The 15166-nt window shown below is 47.1% G+C and carries 18 protein-coding genes and 2 pseudogenes; 13 read left to right on the top strand and 7 right to left on the bottom strand.

From position 1 onward, the window contains the following. The first annotated feature begins 397 nt into the window (after positions 1 to 397). The 3 genes from CRG49_RS09745 to CRG49_RS09735 all read left to right on the top strand — a co-directional run bounded on the left by CRG49_RS09745 (position 398) and on the right by CRG49_RS09735 (position 2354). Complete coding sequence (locus CRG49_RS09745; protein ID WP_095501759.1) at positions 398 to 970, top strand: TMEM165/GDT1 family protein; 573 nt, start codon at positions 398 to 400, stop codon at positions 968 to 970. Between the two features lie 12 nt (positions 971 to 982). Continuing rightward, positions 983 to 1621 carry a TIGR01621 family pseudouridine synthase gene (locus CRG49_RS09740; protein WP_095501760.1) on the top strand — a complete coding sequence of 213 codons (639 nt, stop codon included), beginning with the start codon at positions 983 to 985 and terminating at the stop codon, positions 1619 to 1621. Positions 1622 to 1694: 73 nt separating this feature from the next. After that, positions 1695 to 2354: a hypothetical protein gene (locus CRG49_RS09735; RefSeq protein ID WP_095501761.1), complete on the top strand. Its 660-nt coding sequence runs from the start codon at positions 1695 to 1697 to the stop codon at positions 2352 to 2354. A gap of 63 nt (positions 2355 to 2417) precedes the next feature. On the opposite strand, the gene ubiG is transcribed toward CRG49_RS09735, so the two are convergent. From ubiG to CRG49_RS09710, 6 genes and pseudogenes are all read right to left on the bottom strand, one after another. After that, positions 2418 to 3134: a bifunctional 2-polyprenyl-6-hydroxyphenol methylase/3-demethylubiquinol 3-O-methyltransferase UbiG gene (ubiG, locus tag CRG49_RS09730; RefSeq protein ID WP_095501762.1), complete on the bottom strand. Its 717-nt coding sequence runs from the start codon at positions 3132 to 3134 to the stop codon at positions 2418 to 2420. 86 nt (positions 3135 to 3220) lie between these two features. Beyond that, positions 3221 to 3502 carry a GIY-YIG nuclease family protein gene (locus CRG49_RS09725; protein ID WP_095501763.1) on the bottom strand — a complete coding sequence of 94 codons (282 nt, stop codon included), beginning with the start codon at positions 3500 to 3502 and terminating at the stop codon, positions 3221 to 3223. Between the two features lie 75 nt (positions 3503 to 3577). Further along, a complete protein-coding gene (locus CRG49_RS09720; RefSeq protein WP_095501764.1) occupies positions 3578 to 4042 on the bottom strand; it encodes a pyridoxamine 5'-phosphate oxidase family protein in 465 nt (154 codons plus the stop codon). A gap of 126 nt (positions 4043 to 4168) precedes the next feature. After that, positions 4169 to 4570, bottom strand: coding sequence for a DUF554 family protein (locus tag CRG49_RS13725; protein WP_255408380.1), 402 nt, complete (start codon positions 4568 to 4570; stop codon positions 4169 to 4171). A gap of 106 nt (positions 4571 to 4676) precedes the next feature. After that, positions 4677 to 4892, bottom strand: a pseudogene (locus CRG49_RS13720) (DUF554 family protein); the annotation flags it as partial. 123 nt (positions 4893 to 5015) lie between these two features. Beyond that, positions 5016 to 5641: pseudogene (locus tag CRG49_RS09710) on the bottom strand (UbiX family flavin prenyltransferase). A gap of 98 nt (positions 5642 to 5739) precedes the next feature. Here CRG49_RS09710 and CRG49_RS09705 point away from each other — a divergent pair. The 10 genes from CRG49_RS09705 to CRG49_RS09660 all read left to right on the top strand — a co-directional run bounded on the left by CRG49_RS09705 (position 5740) and on the right by CRG49_RS09660 (position 13910). Beyond that, the gene (locus CRG49_RS09705; RefSeq protein ID WP_095501766.1) at positions 5740 to 6600 is read left to right on the top strand and encodes a ParB/RepB/Spo0J family partition protein; all 861 of its coding nucleotides are present in this window, start codon (positions 5740 to 5742) and stop codon (positions 6598 to 6600) included. Positions 6601 to 6979: 379 nt separating this feature from the next. Continuing rightward, the gene (locus tag CRG49_RS09700) at positions 6980 to 7333 is read left to right on the top strand and encodes an ATP synthase subunit I (protein WP_095501767.1); all 354 of its coding nucleotides are present in this window, start codon (positions 6980 to 6982) and stop codon (positions 7331 to 7333) included. Next, complete coding sequence (gene atpB / locus CRG49_RS09695) at positions 7323 to 8189, top strand: F0F1 ATP synthase subunit A (protein WP_095501768.1); 867 nt, start codon at positions 7323 to 7325, stop codon at positions 8187 to 8189. Before CRG49_RS09700 ends, atpB begins: the two co-directional genes overlap by 11 nt. Before the next feature lie 80 nt (positions 8190 to 8269). Beyond that, positions 8270 to 8503 (top strand): F0F1 ATP synthase subunit C, encoded by a 234-nt coding sequence (atpE, locus tag CRG49_RS09690; RefSeq protein ID WP_004284425.1) that lies wholly within the window; start codon positions 8270 to 8272, stop codon positions 8501 to 8503. Between the two features lie 70 nt (positions 8504 to 8573). Beyond that, positions 8574 to 9044 carry a F0F1 ATP synthase subunit B gene (locus CRG49_RS09685; RefSeq protein ID WP_095501769.1) on the top strand — a complete coding sequence of 157 codons (471 nt, stop codon included), beginning with the start codon at positions 8574 to 8576 and terminating at the stop codon, positions 9042 to 9044. 4 nt (positions 9045 to 9048) lie between these two features. Then, positions 9049 to 9582, top strand: coding sequence for a F0F1 ATP synthase subunit delta (locus CRG49_RS09680; RefSeq protein ID WP_095501770.1), 534 nt, complete (start codon positions 9049 to 9051; stop codon positions 9580 to 9582). Between the two features lie 10 nt (positions 9583 to 9592). Beyond that, positions 9593 to 11140 carry a F0F1 ATP synthase subunit alpha gene (gene atpA, locus CRG49_RS09675; protein WP_095501771.1) on the top strand — a complete coding sequence of 516 codons (1548 nt, stop codon included), beginning with the start codon at positions 9593 to 9595 and terminating at the stop codon, positions 11138 to 11140. Positions 11141 to 11165: 25 nt separating this feature from the next. Further along, the gene (gene atpG / locus CRG49_RS09670) at positions 11166 to 12041 is read left to right on the top strand and encodes a F0F1 ATP synthase subunit gamma (RefSeq protein ID WP_095501772.1); all 876 of its coding nucleotides are present in this window, start codon (positions 11166 to 11168) and stop codon (positions 12039 to 12041) included. Between the two features lie 35 nt (positions 12042 to 12076). Next, entirely contained in the window at positions 12077 to 13474 is a 1398-nt protein-coding gene (gene atpD / locus CRG49_RS09665) for a F0F1 ATP synthase subunit beta (RefSeq protein ID WP_095501773.1), read from the top strand. Positions 13475 to 13484: 10 nt separating this feature from the next. Beyond that, entirely contained in the window at positions 13485 to 13910 is a 426-nt protein-coding gene (locus CRG49_RS09660; RefSeq protein ID WP_095501774.1) for a F0F1 ATP synthase subunit epsilon, read from the top strand. A gap of 335 nt (positions 13911 to 14245) precedes the next feature. On the opposite strand, the gene CRG49_RS09655 is transcribed toward CRG49_RS09660, so the two are convergent. Next, complete coding sequence (locus CRG49_RS09655; protein WP_232727250.1) at positions 14246 to 15028, bottom strand: IS3 family transposase; 783 nt, start codon at positions 15026 to 15028, stop codon at positions 14246 to 14248. Positions 15029 to 15166 lie beyond the last annotated feature (138 nt).

Here is a 15166-nt window from a genome sequence, read left to right as displayed (position 1 = left end):
GATGATAGTGTGGTTCTTCCATGTGAAAGTAGGTCACTGCCAAACACCCATTCCGAAGCCTCTGATGAATGTCAGAGGCTTCTTTACGTTTGATACAACAGCGTGTGATACAACTGTAGTTGAATAAAAGCATTGTATTGTGTTCCTTTGATTGGATATTCCATTTCTTAAATCCTAAAAGAGGTTGTGTAGATAAGGCACAAGCATTATAATTTTGCTTCTCTTTACGGGAGTAGCCATCCGGATGATTCGGTTTCCGGAGCGGTTGTCAACATAATTGCTTCGGCATGGTAACCGCATCTTCGCTCAAACGAATGACAGGCAAGACGTAAAGCATGGTAATTCCAGTGGGCAATTGCTGTGCTTTTATGTTGCCCACGAAACGGTTGAGTATCTTATGGAAGCTTTTTTCTCTTCAACATTGGGTGTGATGATTGCCGAAATTGGCGATAAAACCCAACTACTCGCATTATTTTTAGCAACTCGATTTTCACAAAAGAACGCCATTGTTTTCGGTATTTTTGTGGCCACGCTGCTGAACCATGCGCTTTCTGCTGTCATTGGTGTGTGGCTGGCGCAATATATTTCGCCTGAACTGATGAAATGGATCGTCGGCTTGAGTTTTATTGCGGTAGGGCTGTGGTTGCTGTTGCCGGATAAAGATGAGAATCCGGATAGCCGATGGCTGAAATATGGTGCTTTTGGCGCAACGGTAGTGCTGTTTTTTATGGCAGAAATTGGTGATAAAACGCAAATTGCCACAGTATTGTTAGCAGCCAAATATCAAGAGATGTTTTGGGTGATATGTGGTAGCGTGTTGGGCTTGATGTTGGCAAATGTGCCGGTGGTTTATTTAGGGCAGATGCTAATGAAGAAGATTCCGGCTAAAGCGGTTCGCATTTCTGCGTGTATTTTATTTTGTGTGTTGGGTGCCATTACGCTAATGGGTCAAGGTATTGCATTGAATTAAGGCCGTCTGAACATGTGGGTGATTCTTTTTCAGAATCAAAACTTCGTTGCCATCAACAAACCTTGTCACATTGCGGTGCATCAGGAAGAAAACCAAATCAGCTTGACGCAAACGCTGGCAGCACAATTGGGTTTAGAAAGGGTATGGTTGCTGCATCGATTAGATAAAGCAACCAGCGGTGTATTGTTGTTAGCACTCAATGAGCAAACGGCTTCAGAATTGGCCCAACAATTTTCTGACAAAACCATGTGCAAAACTTATTTGGCACTGAGCGATACAAAGCCATCCAAAAAGCAGGGTTGGATTAAAGGTAGAATGGAAAAATCCCGCCGTGGGGCATGGAAGTTAACACGAGATATGGCCAATCCTGCCATTACTCAGTTTCATAGCCATGCGATAGCACCTAACCTACGCTTATTTGTGTTGCAACCGCACACGGGTAAAACGCATCAATTGCGTGTTGCCATGAAAAGCTTAGGCAGCCCGATTCTGGGTGATGAATTGTATGGCGGAACGCCCGCCGAACGAATGTATTTACACGCTTGGCAAATAGAATTCCAACATCGCGGTGAGCATTTTAAAATCACTGCACCCTTAGATACAATATGGCCGTCTGAATACATTTATGCCGTATTATCTCCATCGCTTTAACACAGCATTTACGCACTTTACAGACGGCATAGTATAATAGCCGCTCTCATATCTGAATGACTTTACAAACAGCATGAAACTTATTTTTCAAAAACTGATTCTGGCATTGAGCCTGAGCACTGCTGCCATGTCGGCGCAAGCCGTTACTTATATCTGTAAGGTAGATGGCGGGATTGTCTTTACCGAAAAGAAAATCGGCACGCAATGTGAGGAATCCCATACCAATGGCGCTGCTCAGGTCGCACCTGAAGAAGCGACCAAAGCCTTACCTGAGAAAGTGGATTTAAAAGAAGCCCCAGGTTCTGCTGCGCCGGATGTCAGCGATATTAAAATTTTGCCACAGGCCACCAGTGGTAGCGTAACCAATAGCGCCGAAGCGGCTAATCCCCGTATGAATATCAAGCTGCGCAATGGCAATGATACATCAGGCCGTAAAACCAGTGCCGGTGATTTGAAATCAGCCCAAGCACGAGCTGCCGAGCTGAACCGCAAGGCCAAAATCATTCATGCGCCGGTGATTAATGCACCGGTTGCCAAACCGAAGCCACAGCTTACCCGCAAGCAGATTCTGCAAAACGAAATCCGCAATGAGCAAGCCGCATTGGCGCGTGCTAAAGTGCAATTGAATGTGGCGCGCAAGAAAGGCGATCAAGCCAAAATCAGCCGTCTGAACCAAGCAGTACGCGATCGTGAAGCCAATATTCGTGCCATTCAGGGCGAAATGAAGCGTTAATTAATGAAGTTCAACAAAAGGCCGTCTGAAACATTATGTTTCAGACGGCCTTTTGTTGTGTGATTAAGCCGGACGACAGGCAATCATATAATTGGTGTCCGTCACATCACTGATGCTGTATTCTTTAGTTAACAGATTGTATTTCATGCCTTTTGTATCGACAACATCCAAACCGGCTTGGCGACACATCCGCGCCAATTCCGCAGGCGTAATGAATTTTTGCCAGTCGTGCGTACCTTTCGGTACAAAGTTTAATACATATTCTGCGCCGACAATCAAATGCAGATAAGATTTCGGATTGCGGTTGATGGTGGAGAAAAACACCATGCCATCAGGTTTCACCAATTGTGCGCAGGCTTTGATAATAGCGGCCGGATCGGGCACATGCTCGAGCATTTCCATGCAGGTGACCACATCAAAGCTATGTGGTTGCTCAGCAGCCAACTCTTCCACAGGTACGCAGCGGTAAGCAATATTATCGACGTTTTGTTCCGCCGCGTGCACTTCAGCTACTTTCAAAGACTTTTCGGCCATATCGATGCCGGTCACATGCGATGCACCGCGTTTGGCCATGCTTTCGGCGAGAATGCCGCCACCGCAACCGACATCCAAAACCTGCTTGCCGCTCAAATGACCTAAGCCATCGATGTAACCCAGGCGCAGCGGATTGATGTCGTGCAGCGGTTTGAATTCGCTGTTTTTATCCCACCATTTTTCAGCAATTTGGCTGAATTTGGCGATTTCGTTGTCGTCAACATTGCGTTGGATGTCGGTGGTCATGGTCGGTTTCCTGAGTGAACAGAATAAGGATTTTATAACAAAGCAGGGTAGAGTGGTAGGCCGTCTGAAATCTCCGTCAGCTTCTTTCAGACGGCCTTGATTTCTTGTGCATTTGCCATTTCCAACCATAAAACGCGCTTTTGTGCGGCGTTTAATTTCTTGGTGGCGATTTCTTGCTTGAGTGCGTCGCTTTTACTGAGGCCGTCTGAAAGTACGCGCATGGCGATGGGCTTGTGAATGCGGGTGTAGCGCGCGCCTTTACCGGTTTGGTGCGCTTGAAAACGCTCGCTTGGTCGGTTGGTAATGCCGCAATAAAGCGATTCGTTGGCACACAAAATCAAATAGACGCACCAATTTTCAGTGCTCATGGGGTTCATTCCGTAAATAGGCCATCTGAAATGTAGCGGCAAAGATTATAAGATGTTGAGTCATCATTGGTCTTTTCAGACGGCCTTTTCATTTGATTCATGTTTGTCTTCACGCGTCCAATGTGTTTTTTGGGCGAACACCAATTTGTTATCGGTAAATTTCACTTTATCCAGCCGCAATGCCCAGACATCGCTTTTCATTGCACGTGCGACTGGATGGGCGTGGTAAAACAGGGCGGCAGCAGCTTTGCGTTTGGCTTCGTCGGTCAAACATTTAGCCTGAGCTTGAAACTGAATGCCGCTGATTTTGGTGATGCTGTCGGGCTGGCCGGCAATGGTGCCGGAAATGCGGGGTTGCGCCACCATGTTGCTGCCGTGTTGCGTGGTTTGAGAAGTCAACACAATCAGTTGGACATTGGCTTCATCGAATACATAAAAGCAGCAGGCGCTCCATAATTCGCCTGTGCTCGATTGAGTGGCGATGCTGACGACATGGTTACGTTGGAGAAATTTGGCCATATTGTGGGGGAGAGCGTTCATCAAGACTCCTATCGTTTCAGACGGCCTGAATCGGCCATAGTTGAGTGAAGCGCAAACCATGATACGCCGATATGGCTGGAAATTAAACCATCTGCCGCTTTGAATGCTCAACAGGCCGTCTGAACGCTACACCACATACGTTGCCCAAATATGCGACAGCGGCATCACCAAAATCAGGCTTGGCAGCATATTGGCCACCGGGAACGATTTGATCCCCATAATCCGCAAGCCCGTCATCAGCAGCATTAAGCCACCGGCAGCAGCAAAATCTGCACGCATATCAGGCGTGGTAAGAGGCACAATCAGCGCAGCCAAGAAAAACAGTAAGCATTGAAACAGCGTTTGCGGAATGGCGATAAAAGCCACAATCGCGCCAAGGCTGATGGCGAAAATCATCGCTGTGAACACGTCTAAAATCGCTTTGATATACAAAATAGACGGATCGCCGCTCATGCCTTCGTTCATCGCGCCGAAAATTCCCATGCCGCTGAAGCAGAACAAAATCACCAGCGACACATAGTTTTCCAAAAATTTTTCCGCACTTTAAGTCGCCTTTTTTCGGTAGAATTTTATCCACAAGATTTTGGCTGGCAGTTGCAAGCTGTTTAATCCATTTTTCAATGTCCACCCATTCGCCGATAACCAAACCCAGCACCAAAGCAACGCTGACTGCGGCAAAATATTTCACACCCGGAATGGTCATAATCCCCAAACCAATACACAACAAACCAAATAAAGTGGGCAGATTGGCGCGCACGCGTTCAGGCAGTGCGCCGCCAAGACTGAGGCCGATGATGGCGCCGCCGATAATTGCCGCGGCATTAACCAAAGGGCCGACAGGTAAATGCATGATGTTTCCTTTAATATCGGGAATGAGGATTTCCCATAAAACAGGCCGTCTGAACATTCAGACGGCACAGTCGTTTCAGTATCGTATTAGCAGAAAATCTTCATGATTTCCTGCTGATTTCATCTATTTTGATTCGCCTTCGCCCCAGTGCGGCAACTCAGGCACATCAATGTCAAACATTTCCAAGGCGCGGCCGACGCTGTGGGTGACGATATCATCCACCGATTGCGGCTGTTGGTAAAACGCAGGCACAGGCGGGAAGATGATGCCGCCCATTTCAGTGACGCGTTTCATGTTGTCTAAATGCGCCAGATTCAGCGGCGATTCGCGCACCATCAACACCAAGCGGCGGCGTTCTTTCAACACTACGTCTGCCGCCCGTGTGAGTAGGTTATCGTTGTAGCCATGGGCAATGGCAGCCAATGAACGCATAGAGCAAGGCACCACCAACATACCGGCGGTGCGGAAAGAGCCGCTGGAAATCGCTGCGCCCAAATTGCCGATGGGGTGCACGACATCGGCCATCGCCATGATTTCTTCCTTAGAATAGGGCGTTTCCAGCGCACGCGTCATGTCGGCACCTTTGGAAACCACCAAATGCGTTTCGATGTCGGGCAAGTTTTGCAGAATTTGTAGGGCTTTGTAGCCGTATTGAAAACCGCTTGCGCCGCTGATGCCGATGATGAGCCGACGTGTCATGTATTGCCTTTCTGTGTCAGGCCGTCTGAAAGCGTTATTATAGAATACAAATTGTCTATCCGTAGCAATATCCGATAAAATAGCGCATGATTTGATAAGGCCGTCTGAAAAGCGCTGTTGTGGCGCCGTTAAAATAAAGGATAACAATATGGCAAAAATGAAAGGCGGTTTGGGCCGCGGTTTAGATTCCCTGATTTCCAATGGTGTGGACAACAGCACCAGCGACCGTCTGACTTCTGTCGCCATCAGCGATATCCAGCCCGGCCGCTATCAGGCGCGTGTGCAAATGGATGACGAAGCGTTACAAGAGTTGGCCGATTCGATTAAAGCGCAAGGCGTGATTCAGCCGGTGATTGTGCGCGAACACGGTTTGTCGCAATATGAATTGATTGCCGGTGAACGCCGCTGGCGCGCGTCGCAATTGGCCGGATTGACTGAAATTCCGGTGGTTATCAAAACCATCAGCGACGAAACCGCGCTGGCGATGGGCTTGATTGAAAACCTGCAACGTGAAAACCTGAATCCGATTGAAGAAGCACAAGGCTTGAAACGCTTGGTCGATGAATTCGGCCTAACGCATGAAACCGTGGCTAAGGCTGTCGGTAAAAGCCGCAGCGCGATTTCCAACAGTTTGCGTTTGTTGAGCTTGCCCGAACCGGTACAAGATATGCTTTACCAACGCCGCTTGGAAATGGGGCATGCGCGTGCGTTGTTGACGTTGCCGGTGGTCGAGCAATTGGAATTGGCGCAAAAGGCAGTGAAAAACGGTTGGTCGGTGCGTGAAGTCGAGCGCCGTAGTCAGTTGGCACATCAAAGCAAAGAGGTTGAGCCGAAGAAAACCATCAGTCCTGATGTGCAACGTTTGAATGACGTATTGACCGAGCGATTAGGTGTGAATGCCGAAATCAAAACCACCAATCAGAAAAAGGGCAAAATCGTGTTGCATTTCGACACGCCGGAAACCTTTGAATATCTGTTGAAACAATTGGGCATTCAATACGATGCATAGCCTTTAATTTTGGGCTAAATACCAAAAATTTTAAGTAAAACTGTTTCATTTGCACAAAAAAATGATGCTTCAGGCCGTCTGAAAATTTCAGACGGCCTTATTAAAATCTGATTGAAATCAAAGAGATTATGTGAAGTCAAAACAACGGAATATGTTGGGTGTTTATAAATTATTGTATTTCAAGATTAATAAGTATGTAACAGTGTGTAATTTGTGTTAAAATCCTCGCAAAATTGCAGTTGTCAAACAAAGAAATTTTCTGAAATTGCAGTATCCTCAAATAATAACGTTTCACAAAGCTTAACAATCGCTTGACGACATAGCACTTCTTGATTATAGTAGCCTCGCTTTGGTATTGTGGCTCAATCGCCTTAAAAATATGAAGCAGATTTTAATTTTACAAGTGATTGTCTTGTTTGCGGTTTCTGCCTTAAGCGCGATAATCGTAGGCAAAAGCGGTTTTTGGTCGGCATTAGCCGGCGGAATCACCTATCTCATCCCTTCATCTATTGCAGTTTTACTTTTAAAGCTTGTTAAAAATAATCCTTACCTGCAAAGCAGGATGTTTATTTTTGGAGAAGTTTTAAAAGTAGTGCTGTCGCTGGTGTTGATGCTGATTGTGTTTGCAATTTGGCATGAATCACTGGTTTTCCTTCCGTTTTTCTTCGGATTGCTCGGCGTCAGCCATTTGGTTTTTTTGTATTATTTGAGAGTTAAAGACTATGGCAGGTGAATCTATGACCGCTGCCGACTACATCAAGCACCACTTGCAAAGCTTGACCAGTTTGTCGGACGTAACCCAAGGCCAAGGCCTGAAAAATATCGCTGATTTCTCTTACATCAACTTGGACGCAATTTTCTTTGCGGTCGTGTTGGGGATTATCGGTAGCTTTATCCTATGGCGTGGTGCCAAAAAAGCAACCGCCGGCGTGCCCGGCCGCTTTCAAGCTGCGGTAGAAATCCTGTTTGAGTTTGTGGATGATATGTGTAAAAGCATTATCCATAACGAACAATCACGCAAAGCCGTTGCGCCATTAGGTTTGACCTTGTTTGTATGGATTTTCCTGATGAATGCCATGGACTTGCTGCCGGTTGATTTGTTGCCGCTGGCTTGGCAGGGCATTACTGGTGACCACTATGCATTATTGCGTGTCGTGCCGACCGCTGATTTGAATACCACGCTGGCATTGGCTATCGGTGTCTTGATTATTTGTATTTACTACAACGTGAAAATCAAAGGCTTCGGCGGTTGGATGCACGAGATGTTCAGTGCACCATTTGGTGCGAAATTGGCACCTGCCAACTTTTTGTTGAATATCGTGGAATTCTTGTCGAAAACCGTATCACACGGTATGCGGTTGTTCGGTAACATGTATGCCGGTGAGCTGGTATTCTTGCTGATTGCTTTGTTGGGTGGTGCATGGGCAGCTTCCGGCAGCATTGGCGTGATGGATCCGATTCTGTTCATGTTCCACATTTTGGCCGGTTTGGCTTGGGCGATTTTCCACATTTTGGTGATTACCCTGCAGGCATTTATCTTCATGGCGCTGGCGTTTGTTTACATTGGCCAAGCACATGATGCACACTAAGTTTAGTTGTTCTTTTTAAGTAGTTTTTCAATTTTTTCAACGTAGTTTTAACCTTTGTTTTCTTTTAAGGAGTTTTAAAAATGGGTTTGATTGCTATTGCATGTGGCTTGATCGTAGCTTTGGGCGCTTTGGGTGCTTCTATCGGTATCGCTATGGTAGGTTCTAAATACTTGGAATCTTCTGCTCGTCAGCCTGAATTGATTGGTCCATTGCAAACCAAACTGTTCTTGATCGCTGGTTTGATCGATGCCGCGTTCTTGATCGGTGTTGCTATTGCCTTGCTGTTCGCCTTCGTTAACCCGTTTGCAGGCTAATCCGAACACAAGTTCGTTACAAACGGTTTCATCGTTTGTTTGATTAACCCTAATACGAAGGTTAAGTAAAGTGAATATTAATGCAACCTTATTTGCGCAGATCATCGTCTTTTTCGGTTTGGTTTGGTTTACCATGAAATTTGTGTGGCCGCCAATCGCAAAAGCGTTGGACGAGCGCGCCGCCAAAATTGCTGAGGGTTTGGCTGCAGCCGAACGCGGTAAAAGCGATTTTGAGCAGGCAGAAAAGAAAGTTGCAGAACTCATGGCCGAAGGGCGTGGACAAGTTGCCGAAATGGTGGCTAACGCCGAAAAACGTGCTGCTGCAATTGTAGAAGAAGCCAAACAGCAAGCTTCTACAGAAGCCGCACGCATTACAGCACAAGCTAAAGCCGATGTTGAGCAGGAAATGAACCGCGCGCGCGAAGCGTTGCGCGAGCAAGTTGCTGCATTGGCTGTGAAAGGTGCAGAGTCTATCTTGCGTAGCGAAGTGGATGCTTCTAAACACGCAACCATGCTCAACACTTTGAAACAGGAGCTGTAATCCTATGGCAGAGTTCGCAACGATTGCCCGACCTTATGCAAAAGCATTATTTGGTTTGGCACAGGAAAAAAACCAAATTGAGTCTTGGTTGGGCGGACTGAAAGAATTGGCAGCAGTGTTGCAGGATCAGAAAGTATTGTCTCTGGTCGAGCAGCCTGAAACCGCTGCTTCCGATAAAGCAAAAGCATTGACTGATTTGGTCGGTTTGAATGATGTAAGCCTTACAAATTTTGTAAGCGTTCTGGCCGAGCAAAAGCGTTTGAATGTTTTGCCGGAAGTGTACGCGCAATATCAAGACTTAGTCTTGGCACTCAACAATACCAAATCAGCCGTTATTTACAGCGCATACGAATTAACGTCTGAGCAGTTGGCTGATTTGACCGCTACTTTAAAAACACGTTTCAACACCGATTTGCAAGTGAGCACGAAAATTGATCCGGAATTAATCGGTGGTGTGAAAGTAGAAGTGGGTGACCAAGTCTTGGATCTGTCTGTGCAAGGTAAATTGAATGCCTTGTATACGACTATGACAAATTAGGAGAGTTTTCATGCAGCTTAATCCTGCTGAAATTAGCGATTTGATTAAAGCCAAAATCGAAAATCTGTCGGTTAACGCAGAAGTACGTACCCGCGGTACGGTGATTTCTGTGACTGACGGTATCGTACGTATTCACGGCTTATCAGACGCCATGCAAGGTGAGATGCTCGAATTCCCAGGCAACACTTTCGGCTTGGCCATGAACTTGGAGCGTGACTCCGTCGGTGCCGTAGTGTTGGGTGAATACGAACACATCAAAGAAGGCGATACCGTTACTTGTACCGGTCGCATTTTAGAAGTGCCGGTAGGCCGCGAGCTGGTAGGCCGTGTGGTAGATGCATTGGGTCGTCCGATTGACGGTAAAGGCTCGATTAATGCTTCCGGTTCTGCACCAATCGAAAAAATTGCACCAGGTGTAATTGCCCGTAAATCGGTTGACCAACCAATGCAAACCGGCTTGAAAGCCATTGACTCTATGGTTCCGGTAGGTCGTGGCCAACGTGAGTTGATCATTGGTGACCGTCAAACCGGTAAAACCGCCGTTGCTTTGGACGCGATTGTGAACCAAAAAGGCACCGGTGTGATTTGTATCTATGTTGCCGTAGGTCAAAAAGCATCTTCGATTGCCAACGTAGTGCGTAAATTGGAAGAGCATGGCGCAATGGAACACACCATTGTGGTGGCAGCAACTGCTTCTGAAGCAGCAGCATTGCAATACATTGCCCCTTACTCAGGTTGTACCATGGGTGAATTCTTCCGCGACCGCGGTGAAGATGCCTTGATCGTTTACGATGACTTGTCTAAACAAGCCGTTGCATATCGTCAAATTTCCCTGTTGCTGCGCCGTCCGCCAGGCCGCGAAGCCTATCCGGGTGACGTATTCTACTTGCACTCTCGTTTGTTGGAGCGCGCTGCTCGTATCAACGAAGATGAAGTGGAAAAACTGACCAATGGCGAAGTGAAAGGTAAAACCGGTTCATTGACCGCATTGCCGATTATCGAAACCCAAGCCGGTGACGTATCTGCATTCGTACCGACCAACGTAATTTCGATTACCGACGGCCAAATCTTCTTGGAAACCGACCTGTTTAACTCTGGTATCCGTCCTGCAATCAACGCCGGTATTTCTGTATCGCGCGTGGGTGGTGCAGCGCAAACCAAAGTCATCAAAAAACTGGGTGGCGGTATCCGTTTGGCATTGGCGCAATATCGTGAATTGGCTGCGTTCTCTCAGTTCGCATCTGATTTGGATGAAGCAACACGCAAACAATTGCAACACGGTGAAGTGGTGACTGAATTGATGAAACAAAAACAATTCAACACCTTGAACACCGCTGAAATGGCATTGACTTTGTGGGCGATTAACAATGGCTCGTATTCTGATGTTCCAGTTTCTAAAGCATTGGCTTTTGAAGCGGAATTCTTGAGCTATGTCCGTACCCAATTGCCGGATGTGCTGAATGCGATTAATGCTTCAGGCGCGATGTCTGATGAAGCGGAACAAGCATTGACCGAAGCCATGAAAACTTTCAAATCTTCTTACGCTTACCAAGCCTAAGAATAGCAGATGAAAGGAGTCTGAAATGGCAGTAGGAAAAGAGATTCTCACCAAAATTCGCAGTGTTCAGAATACCCAAAAGATCACTAAAGCGATGCAAATGGTGTCTACCTCTAAAATGCGGAAGACTCAGGAACGGATGCGCTTAGCGCGTCCGTACGCCGAAAAAGTACGTACGGTAATGAGCCATTTGGCACAAACCGAAACCGATCACGGCATTAAATTGTTAGAACCGCATCGCGAAGTACGCCGTGCCGGTTTCATCTTGATGACGACTGATAAAGGTTTGTGCGGTGGCTTGAATGCCAATGTATTGAAGAAATTTTTGGCGCAAGTTCAAGAGTATCAGGAGCAGGGCATTGAAGTTGATGTCGTGTGTCTGGGCAGTAAAGGTTTGGCAGCTTGCCAAAGTATCGGTTTAAACGTGATTGCCAGTGCAGTGAATTTGGGCGATACGCCTAAAATGGAATTGTTGCTGGGTCCGTTGACTGAAATTTTCCAACGCTACGAAAAACATGAATTAGATGTGATTCACTTGGTGTATTCTGGTTTTGTGAATACCATGCGCCAAGAGCCACGTATGGAAGTATTGCTGCCTATCGGTCAAAACGAGATTGAACAAGTCAATCCCGATTCTCAATATGGTTGGGAATACCGTTATGAGCCGAGTCCTGTTGCTGTATTGGAATATCTGGTTCGCCGCTATTTAGAATCTGTGGTTTATCAAGCATTGGCTGATAACATGGCATCTGAACAAGCCGCGCGTATGGTAGCGATGAAAGCCGCTACCGACAACGCAGGCAATGCCATTAAAGAGCTGCGCTTGGTGTACAACAAATCGCGTCAAGCTGCGATTACCACAGAATTGTCAGAAATTGTTGCAGGTGCAGCGGCTGTTTAGGCCGTCTGAAACTGTACAGAAAATAGGATACGATAATGAGCCAAGGCAAAATCGTACAAATTATTGGTGCCGTAGTTGACGTGGAATTTCCACGCGATGCTATCCCGCACGTTTACGATGCCCTGAAATTGGACGAAACCGGTCTGACCCTGGAAGTGCAACAACTTTTGGGCGACGGCGTGGTGCGTACCATTGCAATGGGTAGTTCAGACGGTTTGAAACGCGGTATGACCGTAAGCAATACCGGTTCTCCGATTGCCGTACCTGTGGGTCAGGCAACATTGGGCCGTATTATGGACGTATTGGGTAACCCGGTTGACGAAGCAGGCCCTGTGACTGCTGCTGAAACTCGCGCGATTCACCAGTCTGCACCTAAATTCGACGAGCTTTCAGCTGCAACCGAATTGTTGGAAACCGGTATTAAAGTAATTGACTTACTTTGTCCGTTTGCCAAAGGCGGTAAAGTAGGCTTGTTCGGTGGTGCCGGTGTGGGTAAAACCGTAAACATGATGGAATTGATCAACAACATCGCCAAAGCGCACAGCGGTTTGTCTGTGTTTGCCGGTGTAGGTGAGCGTACTCGTGAAGGTAACGACTTCTACCACGAGATGAAAGATTCCAACGTATTGGATAAAGTAGCCATGGTTTACGGTCAGATGAACGAACCTCCGGGCAACCGTTTGCGCGTTGCTTTGACCGGTTTGACTATGGCTGAGTACTTCCGTGACGAAAAAGACGAAAACGGCAAAGGCCGCGACGTATTGTTCTTCGTAGACAATATCTACCGCTACACTTTGGCCGGTACCGAAGTATCTGCATTGTTGGGTCGTATGCCGTCTGCAGTAGGTTATCAACCGACTTTGGCTGAAGAAATGGGTCGTTTGCAAGAGCGTATTACCTCTACGCAAACTGGTTCGATTACTTCTATCCAAGCCGTTTACGTACCTGCGGATGACTTGACTGACCCGTCTCCGGCAACAACCTTTGCCCACTTGGATGCAACCGTGGTATTGAGCCGTGATATTGCTTCTTTGGGTATTTACCCTGCCGTTGACCCGTTGGACTCTACTTCACGTCAGTTGGATCCGATGGTATTGGGCCAAGAGCACTATGATGTTGCACGCGGCGTTCAGTCTACTTTGCAAAAATACAAAGAATTGCGCGATATTATCGCCATTCTGGGTATGGACGAATTGTCTGACGAAGACAAACTGACTGTAATGCGTGCCCGTAAAATCCAACGCTTCTTGTCACAACCGTTCCACGTTGCTGAAGTATTTACCGGTTCTCCAGGTAAATATGTGGCATTGCGTGACACCATCGCCGGCTTTAAAGCCATCTTGAACGGTGAATACGACCACTTGCCAGAACAAGCGTTCTACATGGTGGGCGGCATCGAAGAAGCAGCCGAGAAAGCGAAAACCTTAAACTAAGGAGGCCGGCATGAGCATCATGCAAGTTGAAGTGGTCAGTAGCGAACAAAACATCTATTCAGGCGAAGCCAGCTTTGTGGTGGTTCCGACTGTACAAGGTGAGCTCGGTATTTACCCGCGACACGAGCCGATCATGAGTTTGGTACGTCCCGGTGCATTGCGTTTGACCGTGCCGGGTCAGGCTGAAGAAGTGTTGGTTGCTGTTTCCGGCGGTTTGTTGGAAGTGCAGCCTGAGAAAATTACCGTATTGGCGGACGTTGCCGTCCGCAGTGCGGAGATGGATCAGGAGCGTGCCGAGCAAGCTAAGAAAGCAGCGGAAGACCGTATTTCTAAGGCGCAAGACGATGAATCTTTGGCAAAAGCACATGCTGCTTTGGCCGCAGCCATCGCCCAGCTCAGAACCTTGGATTATCTTCGTTCGCAAAAAAACAAATAAGCATTTTTGCTTCAAAAAAGCACGGTGGAAACCGTGCTTTTTTATCGTCTAAAGGTTGTTGAAGCTCAGACCGAAAGCTTGAGACCTTTGCAAAACTTCTTCAAAAGCTTGCACACACAAAACCGCCGTCATTCCCGCGTAGGCGGGAATCCATTTTTAAGCATAGCAAGCTTCTGAATAAAATAGGTTTCATAGAGGTCACGATGGATTCCCGCCTACGCGGGAATGACGGCCTTTAGGGCTTTTATTGTTGGTTCTTGAGATTTTGCAAAAGTCTCAGGCCGTCTGAAAAGTATGAACTGTCCCCCAATTCTTGGACAAGTTAATAATCTTTCTCAAACAGCCTGTTCAAGCTGAGTTCTGTAAGCCACAGGACTCAGCTTTTTTAAATTCAAACTAATACGTTCATAATTGTAGTAACGTATGTAATCATCTATCACTTTGGTCAATTCTGCCACCGATAACACACCTTCCTGATAGAAGCTTTCCACTTTTAATGTCCCGAAGAAACTCTCCATCGGTGCATTGTCCCAGCCATTCCCTTTGCGCGACATGCTTTGCACAATGCCCTTCTCGGCCAGTTTTTCCCGATAAGCCTGAGTTCGGTAAAGCACTCCTTGGTCGGAATGCAGCAGCGGGGTCTGCCCTTTCAGACGGCCGAATGCCTTATCCAGCATCTGCATCACCATCTTGCTGTCCGGCTTTCTACTGAGCTCATAAGCCACTATCTCACGATTGAATACATCCARTATCGGTGATAAGTACAGTTTGCCGTCGGTACATTTAAACTCGGTCACATCGGTCAACCATTTAGCTCCTGCTTTATCGGCAGTGAATGCACGCTTAAGGATGTTTTTCGAGGTCTCGCCTATGACTTGCGGACGATAGGCTTTTTTGTTGCGCACTTTGGCTTTYAAACCCAATAGTCTCATAATACGTTGCACTTTCTTTTTATTCCACGACAATACGGCACCAATCCGCCGTTGGCCGTAGCGRCCTTTGTGTTGGTGATAGACTTCACTCACCGCTGCTTTGGCTTCTATATCGGGATCAGGTCTGCCGATGTGGTAGTAGAAACTGCTTTTGGGTATRCCGGCACTGTGCAACAGGTATTTCAGCGGGTGCTTCGCCCTCARCGTTTGAACGGTTTCGCAGCTTTGGCGGCGTTCTTTTCGTTGAGGGCTTTCATGTGCTTTAGGTAGTCGTTCTCCGCCCTCATGTAGCGTAACTCTTCAATCAGCTCTGCCTGAGTTTTT

The organism is Neisseria sp. N95_16 (genome assembly GCF_002551535.2).
In the GTDB taxonomy this organism is placed as follows: Bacteria; Pseudomonadota; Gammaproteobacteria; order Burkholderiales; family Neisseriaceae; genus Neisseria; species Neisseria brasiliensis.
The sequence above is the reverse complement of the archived record's forward strand: the minus strand, read 5'-3'. Positions and strand labels throughout refer to the sequence as shown.

Bases quoted from the DNA above. Each gene is read 5' to 3' on its own strand.
- CRG49_RS09745 (WP_095501759.1), top strand. From the start codon at position 398: ATGGAAGCTTTTTTCTCTTCAACATTGGGTGTGATGATTGCCGAAATT.
- CRG49_RS09740 (WP_095501760.1), top strand. From the start codon at position 983: ATGTGGGTGATTCTTTTTCAGAATCAAAACTTCGTTGCCATCAACAAA.
- CRG49_RS09735 (WP_095501761.1), top strand. From the start codon at position 1,695: ATGAAACTTATTTTTCAAAAACTGATTCTGGCATTGAGCCTGAGCACT.
- ubiG (WP_095501762.1), bottom strand. From the start codon at position 3,134: ATGACCACCGACATCCAACGCAATGTTGACGACAACGAAATCGCCAAA.
- CRG49_RS09725 (WP_095501763.1), bottom strand. From the start codon at position 3,502: ATGAGCACTGAAAATTGGTGCGTCTATTTGATTTTGTGTGCCAACGAA.
- CRG49_RS09720 (WP_095501764.1), bottom strand. From the start codon at position 4,042: ATGAACGCTCTCCCCCACAATATGGCCAAATTTCTCCAACGTAACCAT.
- CRG49_RS09705 (WP_095501766.1), top strand. From the start codon at position 5,740: ATGGCAAAAATGAAAGGCGGTTTGGGCCGCGGTTTAGATTCCCTGATT.
- CRG49_RS09700 (WP_095501767.1), top strand. From the start codon at position 6,980: ATGAAGCAGATTTTAATTTTACAAGTGATTGTCTTGTTTGCGGTTTCT.
- atpB (WP_095501768.1), top strand. From the start codon at position 7,323: ATGGCAGGTGAATCTATGACCGCTGCCGACTACATCAAGCACCACTTG.
- atpE (WP_004284425.1), top strand. From the start codon at position 8,270: ATGGGTTTGATTGCTATTGCATGTGGCTTGATCGTAGCTTTGGGCGCT.
- CRG49_RS09680 (WP_095501770.1), top strand. From the start codon at position 9,049: ATGGCAGAGTTCGCAACGATTGCCCGACCTTATGCAAAAGCATTATTT.
- atpA (WP_095501771.1), top strand. From the start codon at position 9,593: ATGCAGCTTAATCCTGCTGAAATTAGCGATTTGATTAAAGCCAAAATC.
- atpG (WP_095501772.1), top strand. From the start codon at position 11,166: ATGGCAGTAGGAAAAGAGATTCTCACCAAAATTCGCAGTGTTCAGAAT.
- atpD (WP_095501773.1), top strand. From the start codon at position 12,077: ATGAGCCAAGGCAAAATCGTACAAATTATTGGTGCCGTAGTTGACGTG.
- CRG49_RS09660 (WP_095501774.1), top strand. From the start codon at position 13,485: ATGAGCATCATGCAAGTTGAAGTGGTCAGTAGCGAACAAAACATCTAT.